This window comes from Halomonas sp. NyZ770 (assembly GCF_020616575.1).
In the GTDB taxonomy this organism is placed as follows: Bacteria; Pseudomonadota; Gammaproteobacteria; order Pseudomonadales; family Halomonadaceae; genus Vreelandella; species Vreelandella hamiltonii.
Map to the genome: position 1 here is coordinate 3,912,526 of NZ_CP085143.1, position 21,995 is coordinate 3,934,520.

Annotated in this window: 23 protein-coding genes; 12 read left to right on the forward strand and 11 right to left on the reverse strand. The window is 58.3% G+C overall.

Features of this window, described 5'->3' with window-relative positions:
* Positions 1-7: 7 nt before the first annotated feature.
* The 4 genes from phoR to LG409_RS18090 all read right to left on the reverse strand — a co-directional run bounded on the left by phoR (position 8) and on the right by LG409_RS18090 (position 3,592).
* On the reverse strand, positions 8-1,303 hold the full coding sequence (gene phoR / locus LG409_RS18075) for a phosphate regulon sensor histidine kinase PhoR (protein ID WP_039178885.1): 1,296 nt from the start codon (positions 1,301-1,303) through the stop codon (positions 8-10).
* Positions 1,304-1,305: 2 nt separating this feature from the next.
* The gene (gene phoB / locus LG409_RS18080; RefSeq protein WP_016915484.1) at positions 1,306-1,995 is read right to left on the reverse strand and encodes a phosphate regulon transcriptional regulator PhoB; all 690 of its coding nucleotides are present in this window, start codon (positions 1,993-1,995) and stop codon (positions 1,306-1,308) included.
* Between the two features lie 96 nt (positions 1,996-2,091).
* Positions 2,092-2,982, reverse strand: coding sequence for a 4-hydroxybenzoate octaprenyltransferase (ubiA, locus tag LG409_RS18085; protein WP_096923367.1), 891 nt, complete (start codon positions 2,980-2,982; stop codon positions 2,092-2,094).
* A gap of 37 nt (positions 2,983-3,019) precedes the next feature.
* Complete coding sequence (locus LG409_RS18090; protein ID WP_227407343.1) at positions 3,020-3,592, reverse strand: chorismate--pyruvate lyase family protein; 573 nt, start codon at positions 3,590-3,592, stop codon at positions 3,020-3,022.
* 87 nt (positions 3,593-3,679) lie between these two features.
* Between LG409_RS18090 and LG409_RS18095 the strand changes: the two genes are divergently transcribed.
* The 4 genes from LG409_RS18095 to LG409_RS18110 all read left to right on the forward strand — a co-directional run bounded on the left by LG409_RS18095 (position 3,680) and on the right by LG409_RS18110 (position 6,570).
* Positions 3,680-4,864, forward strand: a complete 1,185-nt coding sequence (locus LG409_RS18095) for an NAD(P)/FAD-dependent oxidoreductase (RefSeq protein WP_227407344.1) — start codon at positions 3,680-3,682, stop codon at positions 4,862-4,864.
* Positions 4,865-4,956: 92 nt separating this feature from the next.
* On the forward strand, positions 4,957-5,229 hold the full coding sequence (locus LG409_RS18100; RefSeq protein ID WP_016915488.1) for an HU family DNA-binding protein: 273 nt from the start codon (positions 4,957-4,959) through the stop codon (positions 5,227-5,229).
* Positions 5,229-5,585: a hypothetical protein gene (locus LG409_RS18105; RefSeq protein ID WP_058577674.1), complete on the forward strand. Its 357-nt coding sequence runs from the start codon at positions 5,229-5,231 to the stop codon at positions 5,583-5,585. The genes LG409_RS18100 and LG409_RS18105 overlap by 1 nt, the downstream gene beginning before the upstream one ends.
* Before the next feature lie 46 nt (positions 5,586-5,631).
* Positions 5,632-6,570, forward strand: coding sequence for a LysR family transcriptional regulator (locus LG409_RS18110; protein WP_058577673.1), 939 nt, complete (start codon positions 5,632-5,634; stop codon positions 6,568-6,570).
* Here the strand turns inward: LG409_RS18110 and LG409_RS18115 are convergent.
* Positions 6,549-6,929: an aldehyde dehydrogenase family protein gene (locus LG409_RS18115; protein ID WP_446719089.1), complete on the reverse strand. Its 381-nt coding sequence runs from the start codon at positions 6,927-6,929 to the stop codon at positions 6,549-6,551. The genes LG409_RS18110 and LG409_RS18115 overlap by 22 nt on opposite strands.
* A 394-nt stretch (positions 6,930-7,323) precedes the next feature.
* Between LG409_RS18115 and LG409_RS18120 the strand changes: the two genes are divergently transcribed.
* Genes LG409_RS18120 through LG409_RS18145 form a run of 6 tightly spaced genes read left to right on the forward strand, consistent with a single transcriptional unit; the run spans position 7,324 to position 12,405 of the window.
* Positions 7,324-8,415, forward strand: a complete 1,092-nt coding sequence (locus LG409_RS18120; RefSeq protein WP_096921788.1) for an alpha-hydroxy acid oxidase — start codon at positions 7,324-7,326, stop codon at positions 8,413-8,415.
* A 23-nt stretch (positions 8,416-8,438) separates the two neighbouring features.
* Entirely contained in the window at positions 8,439-8,951 is a 513-nt protein-coding gene (locus LG409_RS18125) for a VOC family protein (protein ID WP_096921787.1), read from the forward strand.
* Positions 8,878-9,924 carry a phytanoyl-CoA dioxygenase family protein gene (locus LG409_RS18130; protein WP_227407345.1) on the forward strand — a complete coding sequence of 349 codons (1,047 nt, stop codon included), beginning with the start codon at positions 8,878-8,880 and terminating at the stop codon, positions 9,922-9,924. Before LG409_RS18125 ends, LG409_RS18130 begins: the two co-directional genes overlap by 74 nt.
* Before the next feature lie 3 nt (positions 9,925-9,927).
* On the forward strand, positions 9,928-11,265 hold the full coding sequence (locus tag LG409_RS18135) for an aminotransferase-like domain-containing protein (RefSeq protein ID WP_189464222.1): 1,338 nt from the start codon (positions 9,928-9,930) through the stop codon (positions 11,263-11,265).
* Positions 11,262-12,164, forward strand: coding sequence for a DMT family transporter (locus LG409_RS18140; protein ID WP_096921784.1), 903 nt, complete (start codon positions 11,262-11,264; stop codon positions 12,162-12,164). Before LG409_RS18135 ends, LG409_RS18140 begins: the two co-directional genes overlap by 4 nt.
* Before the next feature lie 13 nt (positions 12,165-12,177).
* Positions 12,178-12,405, forward strand: a complete 228-nt coding sequence (locus LG409_RS18145; RefSeq protein ID WP_260851367.1) for a tautomerase family protein — start codon at positions 12,178-12,180, stop codon at positions 12,403-12,405.
* A gap of 90 nt (positions 12,406-12,495) precedes the next feature.
* Here LG409_RS18145 and LG409_RS18150 read toward each other — a convergent pair whose 3' ends face one another.
* On the reverse strand, positions 12,496-13,488 hold the full coding sequence (locus tag LG409_RS18150) for an IS30 family transposase (RefSeq protein ID WP_189464221.1): 993 nt from the start codon (positions 13,486-13,488) through the stop codon (positions 12,496-12,498).
* Between the two features lie 253 nt (positions 13,489-13,741).
* On the opposite strand from LG409_RS18150, the gene LG409_RS18155 reads away from it, so the two are divergent.
* Positions 13,742-14,533: a LysR substrate-binding domain-containing protein gene (locus LG409_RS18155; protein ID WP_227407346.1), complete on the forward strand. Its 792-nt coding sequence runs from the start codon at positions 13,742-13,744 to the stop codon at positions 14,531-14,533.
* Here the strand turns inward: LG409_RS18155 and LG409_RS18160 are convergent.
* The 5 genes from LG409_RS18160 to LG409_RS18180 form a co-directional block, all read right to left on the reverse strand.
* Complete coding sequence (locus LG409_RS18160) at positions 14,512-16,062, reverse strand: aldehyde dehydrogenase family protein (RefSeq protein WP_227407347.1); 1,551 nt, start codon at positions 16,060-16,062, stop codon at positions 14,512-14,514. The two genes, LG409_RS18155 and LG409_RS18160, sit on opposite strands and share 22 nt — an antisense overlap.
* Positions 16,059-16,964, reverse strand: a complete 906-nt coding sequence (locus LG409_RS18165) for an NAD(P)-dependent oxidoreductase (protein ID WP_227408146.1) — start codon at positions 16,962-16,964, stop codon at positions 16,059-16,061. The genes LG409_RS18160 and LG409_RS18165 overlap by 4 nt, the downstream gene beginning before the upstream one ends.
* A 97-nt stretch (positions 16,965-17,061) precedes the next feature.
* Positions 17,062-18,219, reverse strand: coding sequence for a M20 aminoacylase family protein (locus LG409_RS18170; RefSeq protein WP_058577671.1), 1,158 nt, complete (start codon positions 18,217-18,219; stop codon positions 17,062-17,064).
* Positions 18,220-18,229: 10 nt separating this feature from the next.
* Positions 18,230-18,724 carry a hypothetical protein gene (locus LG409_RS18175; protein WP_084123778.1) on the reverse strand — a complete coding sequence of 165 codons (495 nt, stop codon included), beginning with the start codon at positions 18,722-18,724 and terminating at the stop codon, positions 18,230-18,232.
* Positions 18,714-19,529 (reverse strand): DUF3100 domain-containing protein, encoded by an 816-nt coding sequence (locus LG409_RS18180; RefSeq protein WP_227407348.1) that lies wholly within the window; start codon positions 19,527-19,529, stop codon positions 18,714-18,716. The genes LG409_RS18175 and LG409_RS18180 overlap by 11 nt, the downstream gene beginning before the upstream one ends.
* A 238-nt stretch (positions 19,530-19,767) precedes the next feature.
* Here LG409_RS18180 and yccS point away from each other — a divergent pair, with 238 nt between their 5' ends.
* Complete coding sequence (gene yccS, locus LG409_RS18185; RefSeq protein ID WP_227407349.1) at positions 19,768-21,975, forward strand: YccS family putative transporter; 2,208 nt, start codon at positions 19,768-19,770, stop codon at positions 21,973-21,975.
* Positions 21,976-21,995 lie beyond the last annotated feature (20 nt).

Sequence of the window (21,995 nt, forward strand, 5' to 3'; positions counted from 1 at the left end):
CGAGCCCTCAAGCCGGGCCGCTGACTCGCTTGGCAGGGAAGACACAGCGAAAGGATGCCCCCTCGCCAGGATGTGACTCTACGTTGAGCTGTGCCTCGTGGCGCAGCAGCACGTGCTTCACGATGGCCAGGCCCAGACCCGTCCCTCCTGTTGCCGTACTGCGCCCTTTATCCACTCGATAGAAGCGCTCGGTCAGGCGGGGGATATGCACAGGATCAATGCCATCGCCATCGTCCTCGACCTCGATACACCCGCTGCCGTTGGCGGCCACCGACCAGCGCAGCGTGATCTGGCTGCCTTCCGGGGTATAGCGCACGGCATTGAAGGCCAGATTGGAAATGGCGCTGCGCAGCTCCTGCTCGCTGCCGATCAGCCCAGCGTCGCTCTCCAGAATGACCTGCACACTGTGCTGCTGCCTGGAGAGCGCCAGAGCGTCTCGGCGAATGCTGTCGAGCATGGGGCCTACGGCCAGCGTCTGGTGATCATCGCCTCCCTGGTCGATTTCCAGCCGTGACAGCAGCAGCAGGTCGTTGACCAGATTCTGCATCCGTCGCGTCTGCTCCTCCATCTGTACGATCCCTTTGCCCAGGCGGGGAGGCAACAGCTCCTTGAGGTCGCCGTAGGTTTCCAGATAGCCCGACAGCACGGTCAGCGGAGTGCGCAACTCATGGGAGACGTTGGCGACGAAGTCACGCCGCATCTGCTCCAGGCGATGCAAGCGCGTGATATCACGGGCCATGACCAGGCGCTCGTCATCGCCATACAGAGTGATCTGATACTGGAGGATACGCCGCTCGTCGATCGGCGAGGTCAGCGTCAGCGGCTCGCTGTAATCGCGGGCATTGAAGTAGCTGATGAAGCGAGGATCGCGCAGCAGGTTGGTGATGTGCTGGCCACGATCGTGGGCGGTTTGCAGCCCCAGCATGTCGGTGGCCGCGCTGTTCCACCACTCCAGGTCGCCGTGTCGGTCCAGCATCACCACGCTATCGCGCATGGCTTCGGAGGACTCCTGAATTCTCGCCAGCGTCGCCCGTAAACGGCTTTGGGTAATGCGCTGGCTTTTCTGGTAGCGATAGAGGCGGTCGAACAGCTCCCCCCACATGCCCTTGGCCGCCGGGGGCTCATCGTGGGGGTGAAGCGTCAGCCAAAGGAAGAGCGCCCGAAACTGGCGCAGATGATAGACCAGACAAAACAGCAGCCCCGCCGCCAGCCCGGCGCCAGGGTAATCCACCAGCCATCCCAGGCAGAGGCCCAACAGGGCCAGCCAGATGATGCGCCAGATCTCACGGCTCCACAGGCGCACGCTTACACTCGCGCAGAGAACCGGTACCCAGTACCGCGCACCGTTTGAATCAGATTTTGATGAGGCTCGCCCAGCGCTTTACGAAGACGACGAATATGCACGTCCACCGTGCGCTCTTCCACGTAGACGTTGCCACCCCATACCTGGTCAAGCAATTGGCTGCGCGTGTAGGCGCGCTCCTGATGGGTCATGAAAAACTGCAGCAGACGATACTCGGTAGGCCCCATTTCCAGCGCCTTGCCATGGGCGCTGACCCGGTGGCTCACAGGGTCCAACAGCAGGCCATTGATTTCGATGGGGTCTTCCACGCCACGCGGCGTGGCCCGGCGCAGCACGGCCTTCAGGCGGGCCACCAGCTCACGGGGGGAAAAGGGCTTGGTGATATAGTCGTCGGCACCCGCTTCCAGGCCCTGGATCTTGTTGTCCTCTTCGCCCTTGGCCGTCAGCATGATGATCGGCAGCTCGGCAGTGGCTTCTTCGCGCTTCAACCGACGGGCCAGCTCGATGCCGCTGGTGCCCGGCATCATCCAGTCCAGCAGCAGCAGGTCAGGCTGGTGGTCGACGACCATGGCGTGGGCATCCTGGGCGTTGTCCGCTTCAAGCACGCGATAGTCAGCCATTTCCAGCGCCACGGCGATCATTTCGCGGATAGGCGCCTCATCATCGACGATCAGTACGGTCTTGGCGGTCATTCCAGGGCCTCACGGTGCTCTATACAGGAAAGTTCAATGACATGTGTGTGACGATAACACCATGACTTGATGACAGTTCCATGACACACAATCAATTTAGCCCGCCATCGGCCACCAGCTCAAGGCAATACCTGCAAAGACCAGCAGACCCGACCAGTGGTTGTTCAGGAAGGCCTGAAAACAGCGGTCACGATCGCGCCCGACGATCAGCCACTGCTGGTACACGAACGTCGCCGCCATCCCCAGCAACCCCAGCCAGAAAAAGCCCCCCAGCCCGACGCGCAGCGCGACCCAGCTCAGCAGGGCCAGCACGCTTGCCTGCAGCAGCCCGATGATCAACCGGTCAGCACGGCCAAACAGCACGGCGGTCGACTTGATGCCGATTTTCAGATCATCGTCACGGTCGACCATGGCGTACTGGGTATCGTAGGCAACGGTCCACAGCAGGTTGGCACTGAACAGCAGCCAGGCTTCCAGAGGCACGTGGCCCAATACCGCGCCAAACGCCATGGGAATGGCCCAGGAAAAGGCCGCGCCCAGCACCACCTGCGGGAAGTGGGTGTAGCGCTTCATGAACGGATACACGAAAGCCAGCAGCACGCCGCCCACCGACAGCAGCACGGTGAACCAGTTGGTCAGCAGCACCAGAATGAAGGCAGCGGCGACCAGCGCCACGAACAGCAGCTGGGCTTCGGTTTCGCTGATGCGTCCCGTGGCCATGGGGCGCTGGCGAGTACGCTTGACGTGGCCATCCACATGGCGGTCGGCATAGTCGTTCACCACGCAGCCCGCAGCCCGCATCACGTAGACACCGGCAATGAAGATGATCAGCACGGAGCGGCCCGGCACCCCTTCTGCAGCCACCCACAGCGCCCAGAGCGTCGGCCACATGAGCAGCCAGGTACCAATGGGCCGATCCAGGCGCATCAGCTGAAGAAAGTCTGCCAGCCGGGCCCAACCCGTTGGCCGCAACAGAGAACGGTCCATGCTCATGCTTACCTCGTGAAAGAAACTCCAGGATAGCCTAGCGCGAGGGCAGGCTCAGCGCATCGGCCATGGTCGATAAAAAATACTCTTGAACCAGCAGCGACAGCCCCGCGTGCTGAAAGACCGAGCGACGCCCCCACTGGCTACGCCCCTTGGCGGGTGTACCCCACGCCGTGAAGCGCGGGCGCGACGCCGTGGCCTGTAACGGCCCGCGCACCAGGTCCGGCTGCTGAAACAACCAGCTGCCCAGCGAACGCTCGCCCAAGGCCCCCAGGCCTTTGCCCTGCAGCTGCTCCAGCGGTGCCACCGATCGCGCCACCACCCAGGGCGTGCCGTCGATGCACAGCGCCACCTCGCGTAGCCAGGCGTGGCGACGTGGAGCGATGCCCAGCGCCATGGCTTCGTCCTGAAACGGCAGGCCAATGGTCTGGCGCAGCAGGCGTACGCGGAACTGGCCCGGCGCTCCGGCCGCCATCAGGCGCGCCGTCAGGGAGTCGGTCGAGGCCACCCACTGCCACCAGGCCGCACTCATGGCAGGCCGCGCAGCGGCAACCGGCCGCCAGTGGGGGGGTAGCGAAAACGCAGGGCGTGGCAACTCAACGAGCGTCACCTGAGCCTCCAGAGCAGTCAATTGGAAAGACAGCTAGTGTAACATGATGGCTTGGCAGGCTTTTGTTCCTTACCCCCGGATAACGATATGCCCGATTCACACTTGAGCGAATCCCCACATGCCGAGCTGGTCATTGTCGGCACTGGCATGGCCGGTATTGGCCTGGCGCGAGCGCTGCGCCGCCAGGGAGATTCTCGCACCATCGCGCTGGTCAGCGCCGACCGTGGCGAAGAGTACAGCAAACCGCTGCTGTCCACGGGCTTCGCCAAGCGGTTGAGCCCCGAAAAGCTGGCGCAGCGCAGCGCAGAAGCGCTCGCCGACGAACTGAATGCCCAGGTCATGGCCCACACGCAAGTCGTCGAACTGGTGGTGGAACACCAGATGCTGCGCCTGGGCAACGGCACCCTGCTCCGCTACGAGAACCTGGTGCTCGCCACCGGCGCGGCCCCGCGCACGCCGTTCCAGATACCCGATGCGCTGGAAGGGCGCTGCTTCACGGTCAACGACCTGGACGACTACCGCCGACTGCATGCAGCGCTCGCCCAGCCAAGCCGAGTGGCGATCATTGGCGCGGGCCTGGTGGGCTGCGAATTCGCCAACGACCTCCATGCGGGCGGCCACCATGTCACCCTGGTGGCACCAGAGAGCACCCTGCTGCCGCGCCTGCTGCCCGAGCCGCTGGGCCACGCCCTGGCCGAAACCTTTCGAACGGCGGGCATGCAACTGGCGCTTGGACGCACGCTGGACAGTCTATCCCTGAATGCCGACCGCGAACTGATACTGCAGCTCGACGGCGGTGAGCGCCATACGGTGGACATCATCCTGTTGGCCACGGGCCTTGCGCCCCGCACGGCGCTGGCCGAGGCCGCCGGACTCGCGGTCAGCGCCCGCGGTATCGAGGTGGACCGGCTGCTTCGCACCCGCCAGCCGAACGTGTACGCATTGGGCGACGTGGCCTGCATCGACGGCGTGAACGCCATGTACGTCCAGCCGCTGCAAGCCAGTGCCAAAGCGCTGGCGGCCACGCTGGGCGGCTCACCCACCCCGGTAAGCTTCGGCGCCTGGCCGATCATCGTCAAAACGCCCCTGCTCCCGGTGGTGGCCTACCCACCAGTGAGCACACCGCAGCACTGGCGAGTGGAGGGTCATGGGCAGGATTTGACGGCGCTGGCGGAAGATAAAGACGGTCGTTTGATTGGTTTTGCGTTGACAGGGGGCTGCGTGAGAAGGAAAGTGGAGCTTTCCAGAGCTGTACCTGCCCTGCTAGGCTGATTTTCGCCGCATTCACGACTAGGCTGAATAAGCCCTGCCGGGGTGGGTTACCAACAACATTGACGTTTGTTTTTCACAAGGGAGATTCCTTCATGCGCAAACCTGAACTCGCCGCTGCCATCGCCGAGAGTGCTGACCTGTCCAAGGACAAGGCAGGCCAGGTCCTGAATGTCATTCTGGACGAAATCACCAACAGCGTGGCCAAAGGCGAAGACGTCACACTGATTGGCTTTGGCACCTTCACCGTACGTGAACGCGCCGCCCGTACCGGCAAGAACCCGCAGACCGGCGCACCGCTGCAGATTCCGGCCAGCAAGAACGTGGCGTTCAAGCCAGGCAAAGCGCTCAAGGACGCCGTTTCCTAATGAAGCTTTCGCTGACGCTGTGGCTCTTGAGCTTCATGCTCAAGCGCGCCCTGCGCCGCAAGCCGCGCTTTCGTGAGCAGTTGGAACGCATGCGCGGCCTGGACTGGGGCATTGCCACAGAAGATTTGAGCACGGCACGCCACTACCGGATGACCCCCAAACGCATCACGTCCGGTAAAGGCCTGCCCGTCGACCTGGACCTGGAGCTGCGCTTTCGCGACCAGGAAGCCGCCCTGCGCATCCTCAGAAAGCCGACGCAACAGGCATTTCTGGATGGCATGGTGGCGGGCGACGTGCGCCTCGTCGGCGACTCTGCCGACATGAACAAGCTGCAAAAGCTGCTCAGATACTTGTAGCCCTTCAAGCTGGGCGCATTTTCGTCACGCGAGGTAGTACCAGGCGATGGATATCCCTCATCAGCGATTGGCCTACTTTCGCGTGACGCTCGAATCAGGCTCGGTGCGCCGGGCTGCGTCGCGGCTCAACATTGCCCCTTCCGCCGTCAGCCGACAGATTGCCCTGCTGGAAGAAGCCCTGGGGGCAACGCTGATGGAACGCCAGCGCGGCGGCATACGCCCCACGCCCGTCGGCGAGATGCTGCTGGAGTACTGCGAGCGGCGCAGCGCCCTCGACGAAAGCTTCATCACGTCCCTCGAAGCCTACCAGCGCCTGGAAACCGGAACGATTTCCCTCACCGTGGGCGAAGGCTTCGTCAGCGACCTGGTGGCTTCTCCCTTGCATGAATTCACCCAGCGCTATGCGGGCATCCAGCTGGATATCCATATCGCGGGCACGTCCGGCATCATCGATGCGATTGTCGAGGATCAAAGCCATATCGGGCTGATGTTTCACGAGCGTACCCATCCGCAGCTGCGCTTCTGGGCCTCTAGCCCGCAGCCGTTGATGGCCATTCTGGCGCCGCATCACCCCTTGGCCGAGCAGCCCCACCCGCTCACCCTGGCACAGCTCAGCACCCAGCCCATGGCCATGTGGGACACCACCCATGGCGTGCGCCAGATGGTCGATCAGGCGTTCCAACAGGCACGCCTCGCCCCGCGTATGACCATGAACACCAACTCGATGGTGATACTGGCGCAATACGTGCGCAGCGGCATGGGGGTAACGCTGCTACCGGCGTTTGCGGTCGCCCACGACCTGGACATCGGCAGCCTTGTCGCACGCCCGGTAGACGACCCGCTGTTTCAGCGCTCCCAGGCCCACATGGTCACCCGGGTGGGCCGCCAGCAGCCCAAGGCCAGTATCCTGCTGCTTCGCCACCTGCAGCGCTGGATGCAGGCCTTTCGGGACCCGGCATCGAATCAGCCGACACCGCTGCCGTAGCCAAACGCCACGCTGGCCTCCGGTGCGGTTTCCACCCAGACGCTTTGCGGCACCGTGTATTCGCGCAGGCCGTCCAGACCGCTGGAGCGGCCAAAGCCGCTGTCGCCAAAGCCCCCGAACGGCGACATCACGCTGATCGCCTTGTAGCTATTGATCCATACCGTGCCCGCCCGCAGCTGCCCCGCCACGCGATGCGCTCGGGCCACGTCCTGGCTCCACACGGCACCGGCCAACCCAAACCGGGTGTCGTTGGCAAGCCGAACGGCCTGGGCCTCGTCATCGAATGCCATGGCGATCAATACCGGGCCAAACACCTCCTGCTGGGCAATCTCCATGTCGGGGGTGACATCCACCAGCACCGTGGGGGTGATTCATCTAGATCCAAACCGAGGGTCAAAATCAAGCACCTATCCATGCCGTACCTCTTACCATTACTGAGGCTCTATCGGAGGGGGAGTACACTAATCACAATGAGCATAAAACTTCTCTATTTAATCTAAATTAGCCGCATGGAATATTAAAGCAACATGAATATAAAACAGTTATAAATCAATCGTACTTTGCAAGTATGTAAGAAATAACTTACATGCTTTAAGAAATAACTTACATTTTTTTAAGAAATAACTTACATCACAGCTCAGCTAGCGCACCTATTCTCAGTTCGTAGCCCCCTTCAAAGCGGTAACGCCACATAACACACATTATTATAACTATCCAATCTAATTAACAGCTAAATTAGACGAGGGAACGAGTATGGTTCCAGTGTGTATTGAAGATTGGCAATCGATTGCAAAACGCCACTTACCTCCAGAAGTTTATGACTTTATTGACGGTGGGGCTGGAAGTGAGCAATCATTGCAAGAAAATATTTGCGCACTGGAACGTGTAAAGCTTCTTTCCAGAGTTCTGCGAGGAATAGAAAAAGTAGACCCATTCACCACTCGTTTGGCTCGCATCCTTGGAAACCAATGCCCAACACCTCCCATACTTGTGGCTCCGAGTGCGCATCATAAACTCGTTCACCCTGAAGGAGAACTCGCAACAATTAAAGCTGCGAACCAGAATGGAGTCCCCTTCATCCTAAGCACTATGTCAGATTTTCCTGTGGAAACAGTATGCGAAAAGTCAGACGCACCAGTTATGTTTCAACTCTATCTGTATAAAGATCGTCAAATTAACAGGGATCTTATTCAGCGAGCACAAGATTCTGGTTGCAGCGCTTTAGTTCTCACTGTAGACGTTCCTCTCATGGGTGCACGACTGCGTGACCGCCGCAATGAATTTAGCGTTAACAGATATAGAAATGAAAGTTATTTGCAAGGGCAAATAAAGCATCAGTGTATCCCTGTCTCAGGAAATTCAGGAGTCGCGGCTTTCGTTGCTGATCAATTAGAGCCCGCTATTTCTTGGGCAGATGTAGAATGGGTTAAATACCATACTAATATGCCACTGATTTTGAAAGGCATACTGCACCCACTAGATGCGGAAATTGCTCTGCAGCATGAAGTAGATGCCCTCTACCTTTCTAACCACGGCGGGCGTCAACTCGACCACCATGTTTCCGCCATTAGTATGTTACCACATATTCGTCAACGGCTAGGCAATGTGATACCGATTATCGTAGATGGCGGCATTCGCAGTGGCGCAGATATCCTTAAGGCTCTTGCTTTAGGTGCCGATGCTGTGGGCGTAGGTCGTCCAGTTCTTTGGGGGCTTGCTGCTGAAGGTGCGCAAGGAGTAGCCAGAGTATTGGAACAGCTGAGTGAAGATTTACATCTTTGCATGCATCTCTGCGGATGCGCCTCCCTTGCGGAAGTCAATAATGAAATCATTTGGATCGAGTGAACCACACGCCAAGGAGAACACTCATGACTAATAGCTGCGAAACCACTTCAAAGCTAATGCTCAAACATAAAGCCCAAAAAATCGATCATGTTGCAATTGCAGTACTAGATCTTGAGCAGGCCATTGGCTATTACAGCATGATCGGATTCAGCCTCATAGACCGTATGACTACCACTGGTGCCCGCAGCGCAATGAATTCCGCAGTAATGGAAGCTGGCCCGATTAAATTCGTCTTGCTCGAAGGAGCAGATGAAAACTCTCAAATAACCCGTTTTATTAATGAATACGGTCCAGGCCCACAGCACATTGCCATTGAGGTGGATAATGTGGAGGGAGTATGCAAAGAACTAGAAAGCGAAGGCTTGACATTTAGCACCCAAATCATTAAAGGCTCCGATCTGATCCAGCGTTTTACCGTTCGCTGCCCTAACTCTGGCGTTATGATTGAGTTTATCGAAAGGAATGAAGAAGAAGGCTTCTCTGAAAAAAATGTTGAAGACCTTTTCCGACAGCTTGAAGCAAGTGACTCTTATTAATAAAAATGCAGCAATGGCTCTGTCCAATAAAACACATATAAAGGATTGCAACATGTGTGCAGATAAATTTAAATTAAGCACGCAAGAAAAAACTCTCTTGCCTAGTAATGAAGACGTACGTTTTTATCAAAAGCACGGCTGGTTCATGACCGAGAAAATTTTTACCGATGATGAACTTAATGCTTTCGTAAAGGAAAGTCACGATTACTATGAGGGGAAAAGGGATAGGCATTTGCCAACAATCCCTCCTACCCTAGCTTATTGGGTTCCAGAAGATGGAGACGTTGCCCGCAATAATGACTATGTTCACTATGAAAGCTACACCTTTCGAAAACTATTAACAAAACCAATCATTGGAGCCATCGCTGCACGTCTCGCACAAACCGATGAAATAAGAATATGGAATAGCGCTCTCATTACCAAGCCTGCTCGGGGAGAGTTTGAGGCAGAGGGAATGTTCCGCCCAGTGGTTCCATGGCATAAAGATGCGCACTACTGGTCGACCTGCTCGTCAAACAAGCTTCTCACGGCTTTTATCAATTTTTATGACTGCTATGAAAATATGGGCGCTTTGGAAATGATTGACGGCAGCAACCGGTGGCGGGAGATTGATGCCGATGACAGTATTACTCAGCATTTTGGGAATCGCAGCGTAGATGAACTACAAACTATGCTGGAAGAAACAGCCAAACTCAACGACGACACGGTCAGAAAAATCGCCATGGTTGGAAAACGTGGTCATATCAGCTTTCATAACTGTAATACCTTCCATGGCAGCCCTCCTAACTACAGCAAAGTTGATAGAGTCTCAATTTCTCTGCACTTACAAGATGGAGCTAATAGTTACAAGCAGCATATTTTAGCCGACGGCTCAAAGTTAAAATATAATAATGATTACTTCTGCCGTTTAGACCATGCAGGCAATCCGGATTACACTGATCCAGACTTCTGCCCAAAAATCTGGAAGGAATAAGTTATGGGTGCGTCGACTCATCAGGCAAACCGAGATGAACTTATACTTCACTCATCTTTAACTGACCCATGCTTAAACACTATGACGTTCCTTAATGATATTGCCAGCCAATATCCTGAAGCAATATCGTTCGCCCCTGGTCGTCCTATAGAAAAGGACTTTAAATTCGGCGACATCAGCTTTTATATAAATATTTATATCGATCATCTTATGAAAAATGAGCATCGCTTAGAGAGCGGCGTGATAACTCAATTATTTCAATACGGCCCCTCAGAAGGATATATTCGCGCACTCATTGCTGACATGCTGAATATAACAGACGGTATTACTTGCTCCCCAGAGGATATTGTAGTCACGTCTGGTGCACAGGAGGGAATGCTACTAATTTTACGTGCTCTTTTTTCTGATAGTGACGATGTTTTACTAGTTCCTCAACCTGTTTATGTAGGCATTATTGGCGCAGCAAGATTGTTGGACATCCGTATTGAGACATTCGATATCCATGAACACGGTGTGGAAATTAGTGAAATTAAGGAAAAAATTCAAGCCACAGAAGCAGAGGGGGGAAAAGTCAAAGCCCTTTACATCAATGCGGATTTCTGCAACCCCATCGGTATATCCCTACCGCTTAATCAGCGCAAAGAGTTGGTCAAACTTGCCCGCAATTACAATCTAACCTTGTTAGAAGACAACCCTTATGGCATTTTCGGATCAGAGAGGAGTATTAATCCTACCTTGATCTCACTCGACCTGCATAATAACCACGTTGCATACCTCGGTTCGTTCTCTAAAACATTATTTCCCGGTGTACGGGTGGGGTTTATTGTTTCCAGACGATTATCCTTAGCATTAACAAAGATAAAAAGTATGCTTACACTCAACACTTCACCTATTGGTCAAGCAATTGTAGGCGGCGTACTACTGGAGTGCCAAGGGGACCTTCGACACCACTGTAAAACAAAAATAAATTTTTATCTAAATAATCTAGACGATTTACTAAATCAATTAGACGCAAGCTTTCCCGAGGGATCCCACTTACGGTCACAAATATCATGGAATCGACCTAAAGGTGGTTTTTTCCTAGTGCTCAGGCTTCCTTTCCCAGTTAATTTGTCGCTGCTAAAAATCTCTGCTGAGCAGCATGGTGTTCTTTGGACACCCATGGAAATATTTTACTCACCGCCTAGAGAGTCCAATGAAATCAGGCTCTCGTTCAGCTATCTAACCCCTGAGGAACTCAAAGAAGGAGTCATCCGGCTGAGTGACTTTATAAAAGAATGTATGGCTATAAACACGCCTAAAGCTTTTAATAAGCAAAGTAAAGGAGACGAGTATAAATGACCGCTTTTCTGTACTTCGCTTGCATTATGGTATGGGGGTCGTCATGGATTGCCATTCAAATGCAGTTGGGGGACGTACCGATACTGGCCTCTATTTTCTACCGCTTCGTAATCGCGGCCCTACTGCTTCTCCCATGCCTAATTATTATTAAAAAATTACAAAAAACAAAACCTATTGACCATCTTTGGTTTGTTGGACAAGGAGTGTGTTTCTTTTCTTTAAATTTCTTATGCTTTTATCATGCTACGCAATATATCCCCAGCGGAATTGTCGCTATCATTTTTTCCACAGTGCTGCTTTTTAATAGTATAAACCGTTGGCTATTCTTACATCAGAACACCTCACTGAGTGAATTCGCAGGAATGTTTTTTGGCGTAGCAGGCATTATTCTTTTATTCTGGCGTGAGCTGACACAGCAAATTTTCGGCGCAGATCTGTTCACTGGCATACTATTCGCGTTACTGGGAACATTGATTTTTTCATTTGGCAATATGATATCTATTCGTAACAGTTCCAAAGGCATCACTCCACTAACCAGCAATGGTTATTCTATGGGGTACGGAGCTCTGATCTTATTGTTAGCTGTTATCCTCACAGGAACGCCCTTTAAGTTCAGTTTTACTTACCAATATATTCTCAGCTTACTTTACCTTTCAGCTTTTGCATCCGTACTAGGGTTCACTATTTATTTGACTCTGGTGAATAAGATCGGCATCAATAAGGCTGCATATTGCATGGTGGCCTTCCCAGTCGTAGCGATACTGATTTCCACATTATTTGAAGACTTCCACTGGGATCCAACTACTTTTTCAGGTGTTGGCGTTATCATCTTCGGTAATTTTTTGATGGTCTCTAAGTTAGAGTGGCGCATCAAAAAACCGTCAAGAGAGCAGAGCTAACAACATTTTCAAAATTTCATACACGAATAAGGAACTATCTATGCCCGTCGTTACTATCGCCCAGTCTCCAGGCCGGACGTTGGAGCAAAAACGTGAGCTCATCAAGAAAATTACCGAAGCATTTGTCGACAGCTATAATGTCAAACCGGAATCTGTCACAATATTCCTCCAAGATTATGACGACCAAAACTGGGGCAAAGCGGGTCTATTGCATATAGACACAAAGCATACCAAGGGTTAATTTGGATATCATCCAATGCCGTTGCCTTGTTTCTTCATCAAGTATTATAGGACATACTTAATTCTCAATTGCGGGTTTTCGGCCCTAGATTCAAGCAATAAGTGCAGCACCTGCTGTGTCCAGGGCTCCTGAGTACTCTCCCAGGAACACCTGTGCCGGTATCCGGTAACCGAGTCGCTTTCGAGGGCGGTCATTGAGCTTCCTGACCACCCTGCGCAGCTCGGCATCGGTGACCTGACGGAAGTCTGTCCCCTTGGGGAAGTACTGCCTGATCAGGCCATTGGTATTCTCGTTGCTCCCACGCTGGCCGGAGCAGTAAGGGTCACGAAAGTAGATATCTGCGCTGACCGCCTGGCCAACGGCGACGTGACTGGCAAACTCGGAGCCATTGTCCAGAGTGATGGTCTTCACAGCTCCCCGGCGTGGCTTCAACAGCCGGATCATGGCCGCTTGCGTCAGGTCTGCTGAGACCCTGGGCAACCGTGCTGCCAGGAGATAACCACTACGCCGCTCTACCAGGGTGACCAGGCCCGATTGCTTGTGCCCCTGAACCACGGTGTCACCCTCCCAATGCCCGATGAAGCGGCGTTCCTCGACCTCCGCCGGGCGATGCTCGATGCCCACGCGATGGGGGATCCTGCCAAGTCCTGCGCTTTTGGCCCGGGCACGGCGTTTGCTGTGCCGCCGGGGCTGACGAAGGTGCCGCCACAGGCCGCCACCCCGGGCCTTGTCATCCCGGACCAGGGAGTAGATCCACTGGTGGCTAACGCCCACGCCAATCAAGGGGGCCATGAAGCCGCTGATCTGCTCGGGACTCCACTCCTCGCGGAGCCGTCTGGCGACGAAGTCCATCAGGCTGGGTAGGCGCTTCGTCCACTTCCAGGCGGTGCGGCGTCGATGGTCGCTACGTTGCTGGGCCTGCTCAGGGTCATACCCCTCGGGCGTCGTGTGACGACGCAGCTCCCGACTCACCGTGCTGTCATGAACACCAATAGCTCTGGCGATCTGTCGCTGGCTCATGCCTGCACACCTGTAAGCGTGAATCTGGTATCGTTGGGTCTGGGTCAGCTGTCGGTATGCCATGCTCTGCTTCACTTTGGTTGGTAAAGCAGAGAGGGCACCGGCGCTGGCCCTCCTGCTTCTACCTTGTGATCCAAAGTGCTGCGGTTATTCTATGAATCTAGGGGCCAAGGTTAACTATTGCGTCTCCAGGACAGGGAACTATGTAGTAGTTAGATGAAAAAACCATCAGGAAGCTTCGCTTGGAGATAGCTCCCTCGGCGGTGAGTCAGCAGATAGGATAGTGCTGCTGGAAGCAGCCTTGGGAGCAACCCTCATGGAACGCCAGCGCGGCGGCATACGCCCCACGCCCGTCGGCGAGATGCTGCTGGAGTACTGCGAGCGGCGCAGCGCCCTCGACGAAAGCTTCATCACGTCCCTCGAAGCCTACCAGCGCCTGGAAACCGGAACGATTTCCCTCACCGTGGGCGAAGGCTTCGTCAGCGACCTGGTGGCTTCTCCCTTGCATGAATTCACCCAGCGCTATGCGGGCATCCAGCTGGATATCCATATCGCGGGCACGTCCGGCATCATCGATGCGATTGTCGAGGATCAAAGCCATATCGGGCTGATGTTTCACGAGCGTACCCATCCGCAGCTGCGCTTCTGGGCCTCTAGCCCGCAGCCGTTGATGGCCATTCTGGCGCCGCATCACCCCTTGGCCGAGCAGCCCCACCCGCTCACCCTGGCACAGCTCAGCACCCAGCCCATGGCCATGTGGGACACCACCCATGGCGTGCGCCAGATGGTCGATCAGGCGTTCCAACAGGCACGCCTCGCCCCGCGTATGACCATGAACACCAACTCGATGGTGATACTGGCGCAATACGTGCGCAGCGGCATGGGGGTAACGCTGCTACCGGCGTTTGCGGTCGCCCACGACCTGGACATCGGCAGCCTTGTCGCACGCCCGGTAGACGACCCGCTGTTTCAGCGCTCCCAGGCCCACATGGTCACCCGGGTGGGCCGCCAGCAGCCCAAGGCCAGTATCCTGCTGCTTCGCCACCTGCAGCGCTGGATGCAGGCCTTTCGGGACCCGGCATCGAATCAGCCGACACCGCTGCCGTAGCCAAACGCCACGCTGGCCTCCGGTGCGGTTTCCACCCAGACGCTTTGCGGCACCGTGTATTCGCGCAGGCCGTCCAGACCGCTGGAGCGGCCAAAGCCGCTGTCGCCAAAGCCCCCGAACGGCGACATCACGCTGATCGCCTTGTAGCTATTGATCCATACCGTGCCCGCCCGCAGCTGCCCCGCCACGCGATGCGCTCGGGCCACGTCCTGGCTCCACACGGCACCGGCCAACCCAAACCGGGTGTCGTTGGCAAGCCGAACGGCCTGGGCCTCGTCGTCGAACGCCATGGCGATCAGCACCGGGCCAAATACCTCCTGCTGGGCAATCTCCATGTCGGGGGTGACATTCACCAGCACCGTGGGCGCGATAAAGTAGCCCTGGGCGTCGTCAGGCAAGCCTTCCGGGCGTTTGCCCCCCGTCAGCACGCTTGCCCCTTCCGCTTCAGCGGCCTCGATCATGCGCGTCACCTGCTCGAATTGACGGCGGTTCTGCAGCGGCCCCATGCGGGTGGCTTCATCGCTGGGCAGGCCCACGTGAATCTGCTCCGCCGCGCGGGCCAGGCGGGTAGTGACCTCCTGGAAGACCGAGCGCTCGATCAGCAGCCGCGAACCCGCCACACAGCTTTGGCCCGCCGCCGCAAAGATGGCTGCCTGGGCGCCAGCTACCGCTTCATCAAGCTTGGCATCGGCGAACACGATATTGGCGGATTTGCCGCCCAGCTCCAGCACGCTGGGCACCAGGCGCCGTGCCCCCGCCTCGGCGATCAGGCGACCACTCTGGGGCGAGCCGACAAACACCAGCTTGCTGATGGCGGGATGGTCGGTCAGCGCCGCACCGGTGGTTCTGCCCAGCCCGTTGACGATGTTGATCAGTCCTTTGGGCAGGCCGCCGCTTTCCAGCCGCTGGGCAATCACCACCGAGGTGAAAGGGGTCAGCTCGGAAGGTTTCAGCACCACCCCATTGCCCGCCGCCATGGCCGGTGCCAGCTGCCAGGCACAGGTGAACATCGGCGCGTTCCAAGGCGTGATCTGCCCCACCACCCCATAAGGCACGTGGCGCACGTAGTTAAGATGCGTGGTGGGTACCGGAATCACTTCGCCGTGCTGCTTGTCGCACCAGCCAGCGTAGTATTCGAACATCTCGCGTACTTTGCCCACTTCGGCCCGGCAGTCGCGAATCGGTTTCCCCGCCACCACGCTTTCCAGCTGTGCCAGCGCCTCTTCATGGCCTTCCAGGCCCCGTATTGCCGCGTTCATCCGCCGCCCGCGCTCGCTGGCCGTCAACGCCATCCACTCGCGCTGGCCCCGCTGCGCGGCTTGCGTGGCGCGCTCGATGAGCGCCGCACCCGCATCGCGGTAGCTGACCAGCGCCTCCCCCGTCGCCGGGTTGATCAGCGTGATCTCTTCGCCTTCTCCGGCCACCAGATCACCATCGATCCAGTTGCTCAACGGCGTTTTTGCCGCTAACCCAAAGCCGTTCAGGAGGGCGGCAAGCTGGTCGCTGGCATGTTGGCTGAGTGGGCTCATGAGTGGCTCTCCGTTTGGCGGGCACAGGCAAGAATCGGCGTGGTGATATGGTTGAAGTCGTCGCTATCGGCGGGCTGCTCCGGGCTTGCGTGCCAGGCATTCACCACCGCCTGCAGCAAGGCAAGGGGAATACCCAACTGCTCGGCGGCGTCCCGCGCCAGGCGCAGGTCCTTGCGCATCAAGCCGGTAGTAAAGCCCGAATCGAAGCGTTCGCTCAGCACCCACTCGGGGAAGTTCACCTCGCTGATGGCGCTGCGCCCCGAGCCACTGTTGATACCCGCCAGGCAGGCGGCAGGCTCGACGCCTGCCTTGGCGGCCATGGCGACGGCTTCGGCGGTCGTGAGCAGGTGCGCCGCACACAGGTAGTTGTTGGCGAGCTTCACCACGTGGCCGCTGCCCGGGCCGCCCACATGGGTGCGCTTGGCCGACATGGCTTCCAGCATCGGCATCACTCGCTCCAGGGTGGCATCATCGCCGCCCAGCAGCATGCCCAGCGTGCCGTTGGCGGCGCCCTTGGGGCCGCCGCTGACCGGGGCATCCAGCCAGTGAAGGCCCGCTGCGGTAACTTTTTCGGCCAGCTCGCGGCTGACGGCGGGGTCACTGGTGGAGGTATCGACGATCACACTGCCCTTGGGGGCCAGGGCGAGCAGGCCAGGAGAGGTTTCGATCACCTCGCGCACGTGGGCAGAAGTAGGCAGCGAGAGCAGGTAGACATCGCTGGCTGGCAGGGCATCCGGTGCCACCACGGCCAGGCCCAAGCCTGCGAGCCGTGCCCGCGCGGCCTCAAACAGGTCACTGCCCGTGACCTCGAAGCCGGCGGCCTGCAAGGTCAGCGCCATATTGCCGCCCATCTGGCCCAGGCCTATCACGGTAATCGATAAAGCGTGTTCGGTTTGCGACATCATCAAACTCCTTGGCATGCCATGAAACGCTGAATGCGGGGTAAACGCTCCCCTACCCAGTGGGCATCAGAGAGCGAATGGATGTATTACGTCATTTTCAGACGAGCAGTGCGTTGACCAGCGCTACCCAGTAGCGCGTTCCGAGCGGTAACAGCGCATCGTTGAAGTCGTAGTGGGGGTTGTGCAGCGACGGCGAATCTTCGCCGTTGCCCATCCAGATATACGCACCTGGGCACTCGGCCAGCAGGAACGAGAAATCCTCGGAGGCCATGCTGGGCGGCGGGTTGCGCAGCACCTTGCCTTGGCCAAGCAGCCCCTCCAGCACCGTGGCGCAGTGCTGGGCATGCGCTGGGGTATTGATCGTGGCGGGGTAGCAGCGCTGGTAATCCAGTTCCACCGTCAAGCCATGGAACTCGGCCAGGCTGGCAATGGCCTGCTTGAAACGTGCTTCCAGGCGCTCTTTCAGCGCCATGTCGAAGCAGCGCAGCGTGCCGCGCAGCGCCACCTGCTCGGGAATCACGTTGAACGTGTCTCCGGCATTGATGCTGGTGATGCTCAGCACCGCCGACTTGTCCGGCGGCGTTTCACGGCTCACCAGCCCTTGCAGCTGGCTGATCAGCTGGCAGCTCGCCAGCACCGTATCGGTGCCCAGGTGGGGCATCGCCGCATGGCAGCCTTTACCGGTCAGCGTCAGGCTGAAGATGTCGAACGCGGCCATGACGTCGGTATCGTGCACCGCAGCGACCCCCACCGGCAGCCCGGGCCAGTTGTGCAGCCCGTACACGGCGTCCATGGGAAAGCGTTCGAACAGGCCGTCCTCCACCATGGCACGGCCACCGCCTTCGTTCTCTTCGGCGGGTTGGAAGATGAATACCACCCGCCCCTTGAAGTCGGGCTGCTGCTTCAGCGCCCAGGCCGCTCCCAGCAACATCGTGGTATGGCCATCGTGTCCGCAGGCGTGCATCTTGCCCGGCGTCTGCGAGGCGTAGGCCAGCCCGGTCTCTTCACGGATGTCCAGGGCGTCGATATCGGCCCGCAGGCCGATGGTCTTGCCTTCCCCCTGCTGGCCATCCAGGGTGGCCACCACGCCCGTACCCGCCAAGCCCGTGGTGACATCGAAGCCCCACTGGGTGAGCAGCGACGCGATACGCGCACTGGTACGGTGCTCCTCGAAGGCGGTTTCAGGGTGCTGGTGGAAATCCTGCCGCCAGGCGGCGAGTTCAGCGCTGTCGGGTATGGTCACTGACGCAGCCATGGTTCACTCCTTAAAGCATGATGTGCGCGACGACGGCGGAGCCGATGAACGTGCCGGTGAACACCAGCAACGCCACGATGACCAGCTTCCAGCCGGTCTGGCGGAACATGGCAAACTCACGGCCGGTCAGCGCCAGCCCGGCGTAGGCCAATACCGGCGTCACGACCGCCAGGAAATTCACCGCCGCCAATTGCGATACGATCCAGGCGCTCCCTGGAAACGAGGGCAGTGTGACCAGAATGCTCACCAGGGACACCCAGGCCACGCTGGGCAGGTAGAAGGGGCACAGACGACCCATGACCAGGCCAATGATCACCAGCCCATAAAGAATCAGCATGCCCGGCAGCGCTTCCAGCAGCGGTGCACCGTTGACGGTATTGCTGAACCAGGCCGCCACGCAGACCGCTGCCAGCACCAGTGCGGTCTTGCCCAGCTGGTTTTCCGGGCGCAGCTCTTCCAGCGCACTCTTGTCCAGGGGTTCTGTGGTCATCTCGTTAGCCTTCATGTTGCGTCTCCTGGCGGTTACCGGTCAGGCGCTTGTACATCCACTCGGTGACGGGCAGCGCGATAAAGAGGGAGATATACAGCCCGGTGGCATAGGTCAGCAGGTTACTGGCCCCGGCAAAGGCCAGCAGCTCGTCCCGCGAGGCTGGCACTACTTCGGCGAGGGCGGCCGAACACGCCGCCACCATGCTGCCGCTGCCCACTCCACAGGCCATGGCCAGGGCGCGGATATCCAGAATGTCCAGCGAAGCGATATAGCCCGCCATCAGCGCGAAGTAGAGCGTGCCAAACATGGTGCCCACCACGTAGACGCCCATGATGCCGATCCCTTCCGGGCTGCGCAGTCCATAACGATCCGAAATGATGGCAATATTGGGCTCACGGGCAATCGAATAGGTGGCACCGACCGCTTCACGGCCCATCTTCAGCACCAGCACCGCAAACGGCAGCGCCAGCAGCATGGTGCCCAGGTTGCCCAGCTCCTGAAGGATCAGCGCAGGCCCGGCGGCGATGATCTGCTCGATGGCAGGACCAATGGTAGAGCCAAATTTGGCGATGAACGGCAGAATAGCGATCAGGATGATGGGCCCGGCCGCATGGCTGACCGGCTTGGGAATGACCTTGCCCATCGCCGAAAACAGATGCGGATTGAGCAGCACGCCGATCACGAAGGCGTAAAGCAGAGGGAGTAATAAGAGCGTTCCTGGCCCCAGCGGCATGCGTACGATGCCTATCCATTCCGACAACATCGACGTCACGATCACCGTGAGGTGCAGACGCCAGTCCAGCAGCAGTTTGAGATCCATGGGAGTGATCCTGTTTTTTTTAGAGTCACTCCGAGTATCGAAAGGTTACTGTTCCAATCATAGCGATTTTGTGCGCTACTTTTTAGAACACCCAAGCGAATAAACGCTTGGCCAACGCCCAGCGTTCGTTGGCCTGCGCCAGATAGCGACAGCGGCGCCGAGTTGGCTCTATACTCGAACACGACTAAAGTCTAACAACTTAACAACACCACACTTTCGAGGTCCGCTTAGACACACTATGCCCATTTCACTGCCCTTACGCCGCCTCTGGACACTGGATAAGTTCGCCTACAGCCTGAGGGTCTTCATCGCCTTCAGCGGCGCCTTGTTGCTGAGCGGGCTGATGGGCGACGTGGCCCTGGTGATCCCGCTGTTTCTCGGCATCATCGCCTGCGCGCTCTCGGAAACCGACGACAGCTGGCAAGGGCGGGCACAAGCCCTGGCGGTCACCCTGCTGTGCTTTGCCTCGGCCTCGTTCGTGGTGCAGTGGCTATTCCCCTGGCCGTGGCTCTTTGCCGTGGGGCTGGCAGTCTCCACCTTTACGCTGATCATGCTGGGCGCCATTGGCCAGCGCTACGCCACCATTGCCTCGGGCACGCTGATTCTGTCGATCTACTCCATGATCAACATCGAGCAGCACGGCGGAGTGGATGAGGACGTGGCGGCACGCCAGCTGCTGCTGCTGGGCGGCGCTGCCTGGTACGGGGCGATTTCCGTGGTCTGGTGCGCGCTGTTCTCCCGTCAGCCGGTCAAGCAGAGCATGGCACGGGTGTACAAGGCGCTGGGGGAGTTCTTGATCCTGAAGTCGGCGCTTTTCGAGCCTGTGCGCGGGGTCGATGTGGAAGCCCGACGCGTGGCGCTGGCCCGCCAGAACGGCCAGGTGGTGGATGCCCTGAACCAGGCCAAGGAGATGATCTTTCGCCGCCTCGAAGGCCAGCGCGGCAGCCGCAAGCTCAACCGCTACCTGCAGATCTACTTCATTGCCCAGGATATCCACGAGCGGGCCAGCTCCACCCACTACCCTTACAGCGCGCTCACCGATGCGTTTTTCCATCACGACGTGCTGTTTCGCTGCCAGCGCCTGCTGGACCAGCAGGGCCGTGCCTGCCGTCAGCTGGCCAAATCGCTGCTGCTCAATCGCCCGTTCAGTCACGAGCAGAGCGAGCAGGCGCTAGCCGACCTGCGCGCCTCCATCGAGAACCTCCGCGAACGCGGCAAGCCCGAGTGGCGGCCGCTGATTCGCCCGCTGACCGCCCTGGCCGATAACCTCACTACCCTGGAAGCCCAGATTGCCAGCGCCCATAACCCTGCCGCCGATGAAGAGCGCCGCGACAGCGCCCTCTACGACCGCTCGCCTTCCAGCCTGCTGGAAGCCTGGAAGCGCGTGCGGCTCAATTTCACGCTGGGCTCGCCCACCTTTCGCCATGCGGTACGCCTGACCACGGCCCTGGTGGTCGGTTATGGGCTGCTGCAGTGGCTGGACCCCAAGCAGGGTTTCTGGATACTGCTGACCACGCTGTTCGTGTGCCGCCCCAACTTTGCCACCACGCGGCGCTTTTTATCTCAGCGTATCCTTGGCACGGTGCTGGGCCTGACCGCGGGCTGGATGTCGATCAGCCTGTTTCCCCAACCGCTGGTCCAGAGCATGATCGCCGTGGCGGCGGGGGTATCCTTCTTCGCCAATCGGGAAAAGCACTACGTGATTGCCACTGCCTCCATCACCCTGCTGGTGCTGTGCAGCTTCAATCAGGTGGGGGATGGCTTCGATCTGATCTGGCCCAGGCTGTTCGATACCCTGATTGGCTCGCTGATTGCCGGGCTGGCGGTGTTCTTTATCCTGCCGGATTGGCAAGGGCGGCGGCTCTACCGTGAGGCGGGCAAGGTGCTGACCAACCATCGTCACTACCTGGACGAGATCGTGCACCAGTACGAAGAGGGCAAGCAGGACGACCTGGCCTACCGCCTGGCCCGGCGGAATGCCCACAACGCCGATGCGGCGCTCTCGACCCTGCTGACCAACATGCTCCACGAGCCAGGCCACTACCGCAAACAGGACGCCGACAACGGCCTGCGCTTCCTGGTGCTCTCCAACACGCTGCTCAGCCACCTTTCAGCGTTAGGCGCACACCGTCATCGGCTGGCCGACGACGAAGACGACGCCACCCTGGTGCCGCTGGCCAAACGCATCAGCGCCCTGCTGGAGCAGCTGGCCACACAGCTGGACAAACGCCTGCCGGTGGAGCCGCTGGCCGCCCAGGCCCAGGAGCTGCTGGCGCTGCTGGAAGAGCAGAGCAATACGCTGGATGAGAAGGCCATGACCCACTACCGCCCCATCCAGAGCCAGCTGCGTCTGATCGCCGAGCAACTGGGCCCGCTCAGCGAGGCGGCTGGGCGACTGGTGGCGCCCGGCAGCCTTCAAACCGACGCGGCTGGAGCGCTACGCTAACTCCCGCACACCGGTCTCTT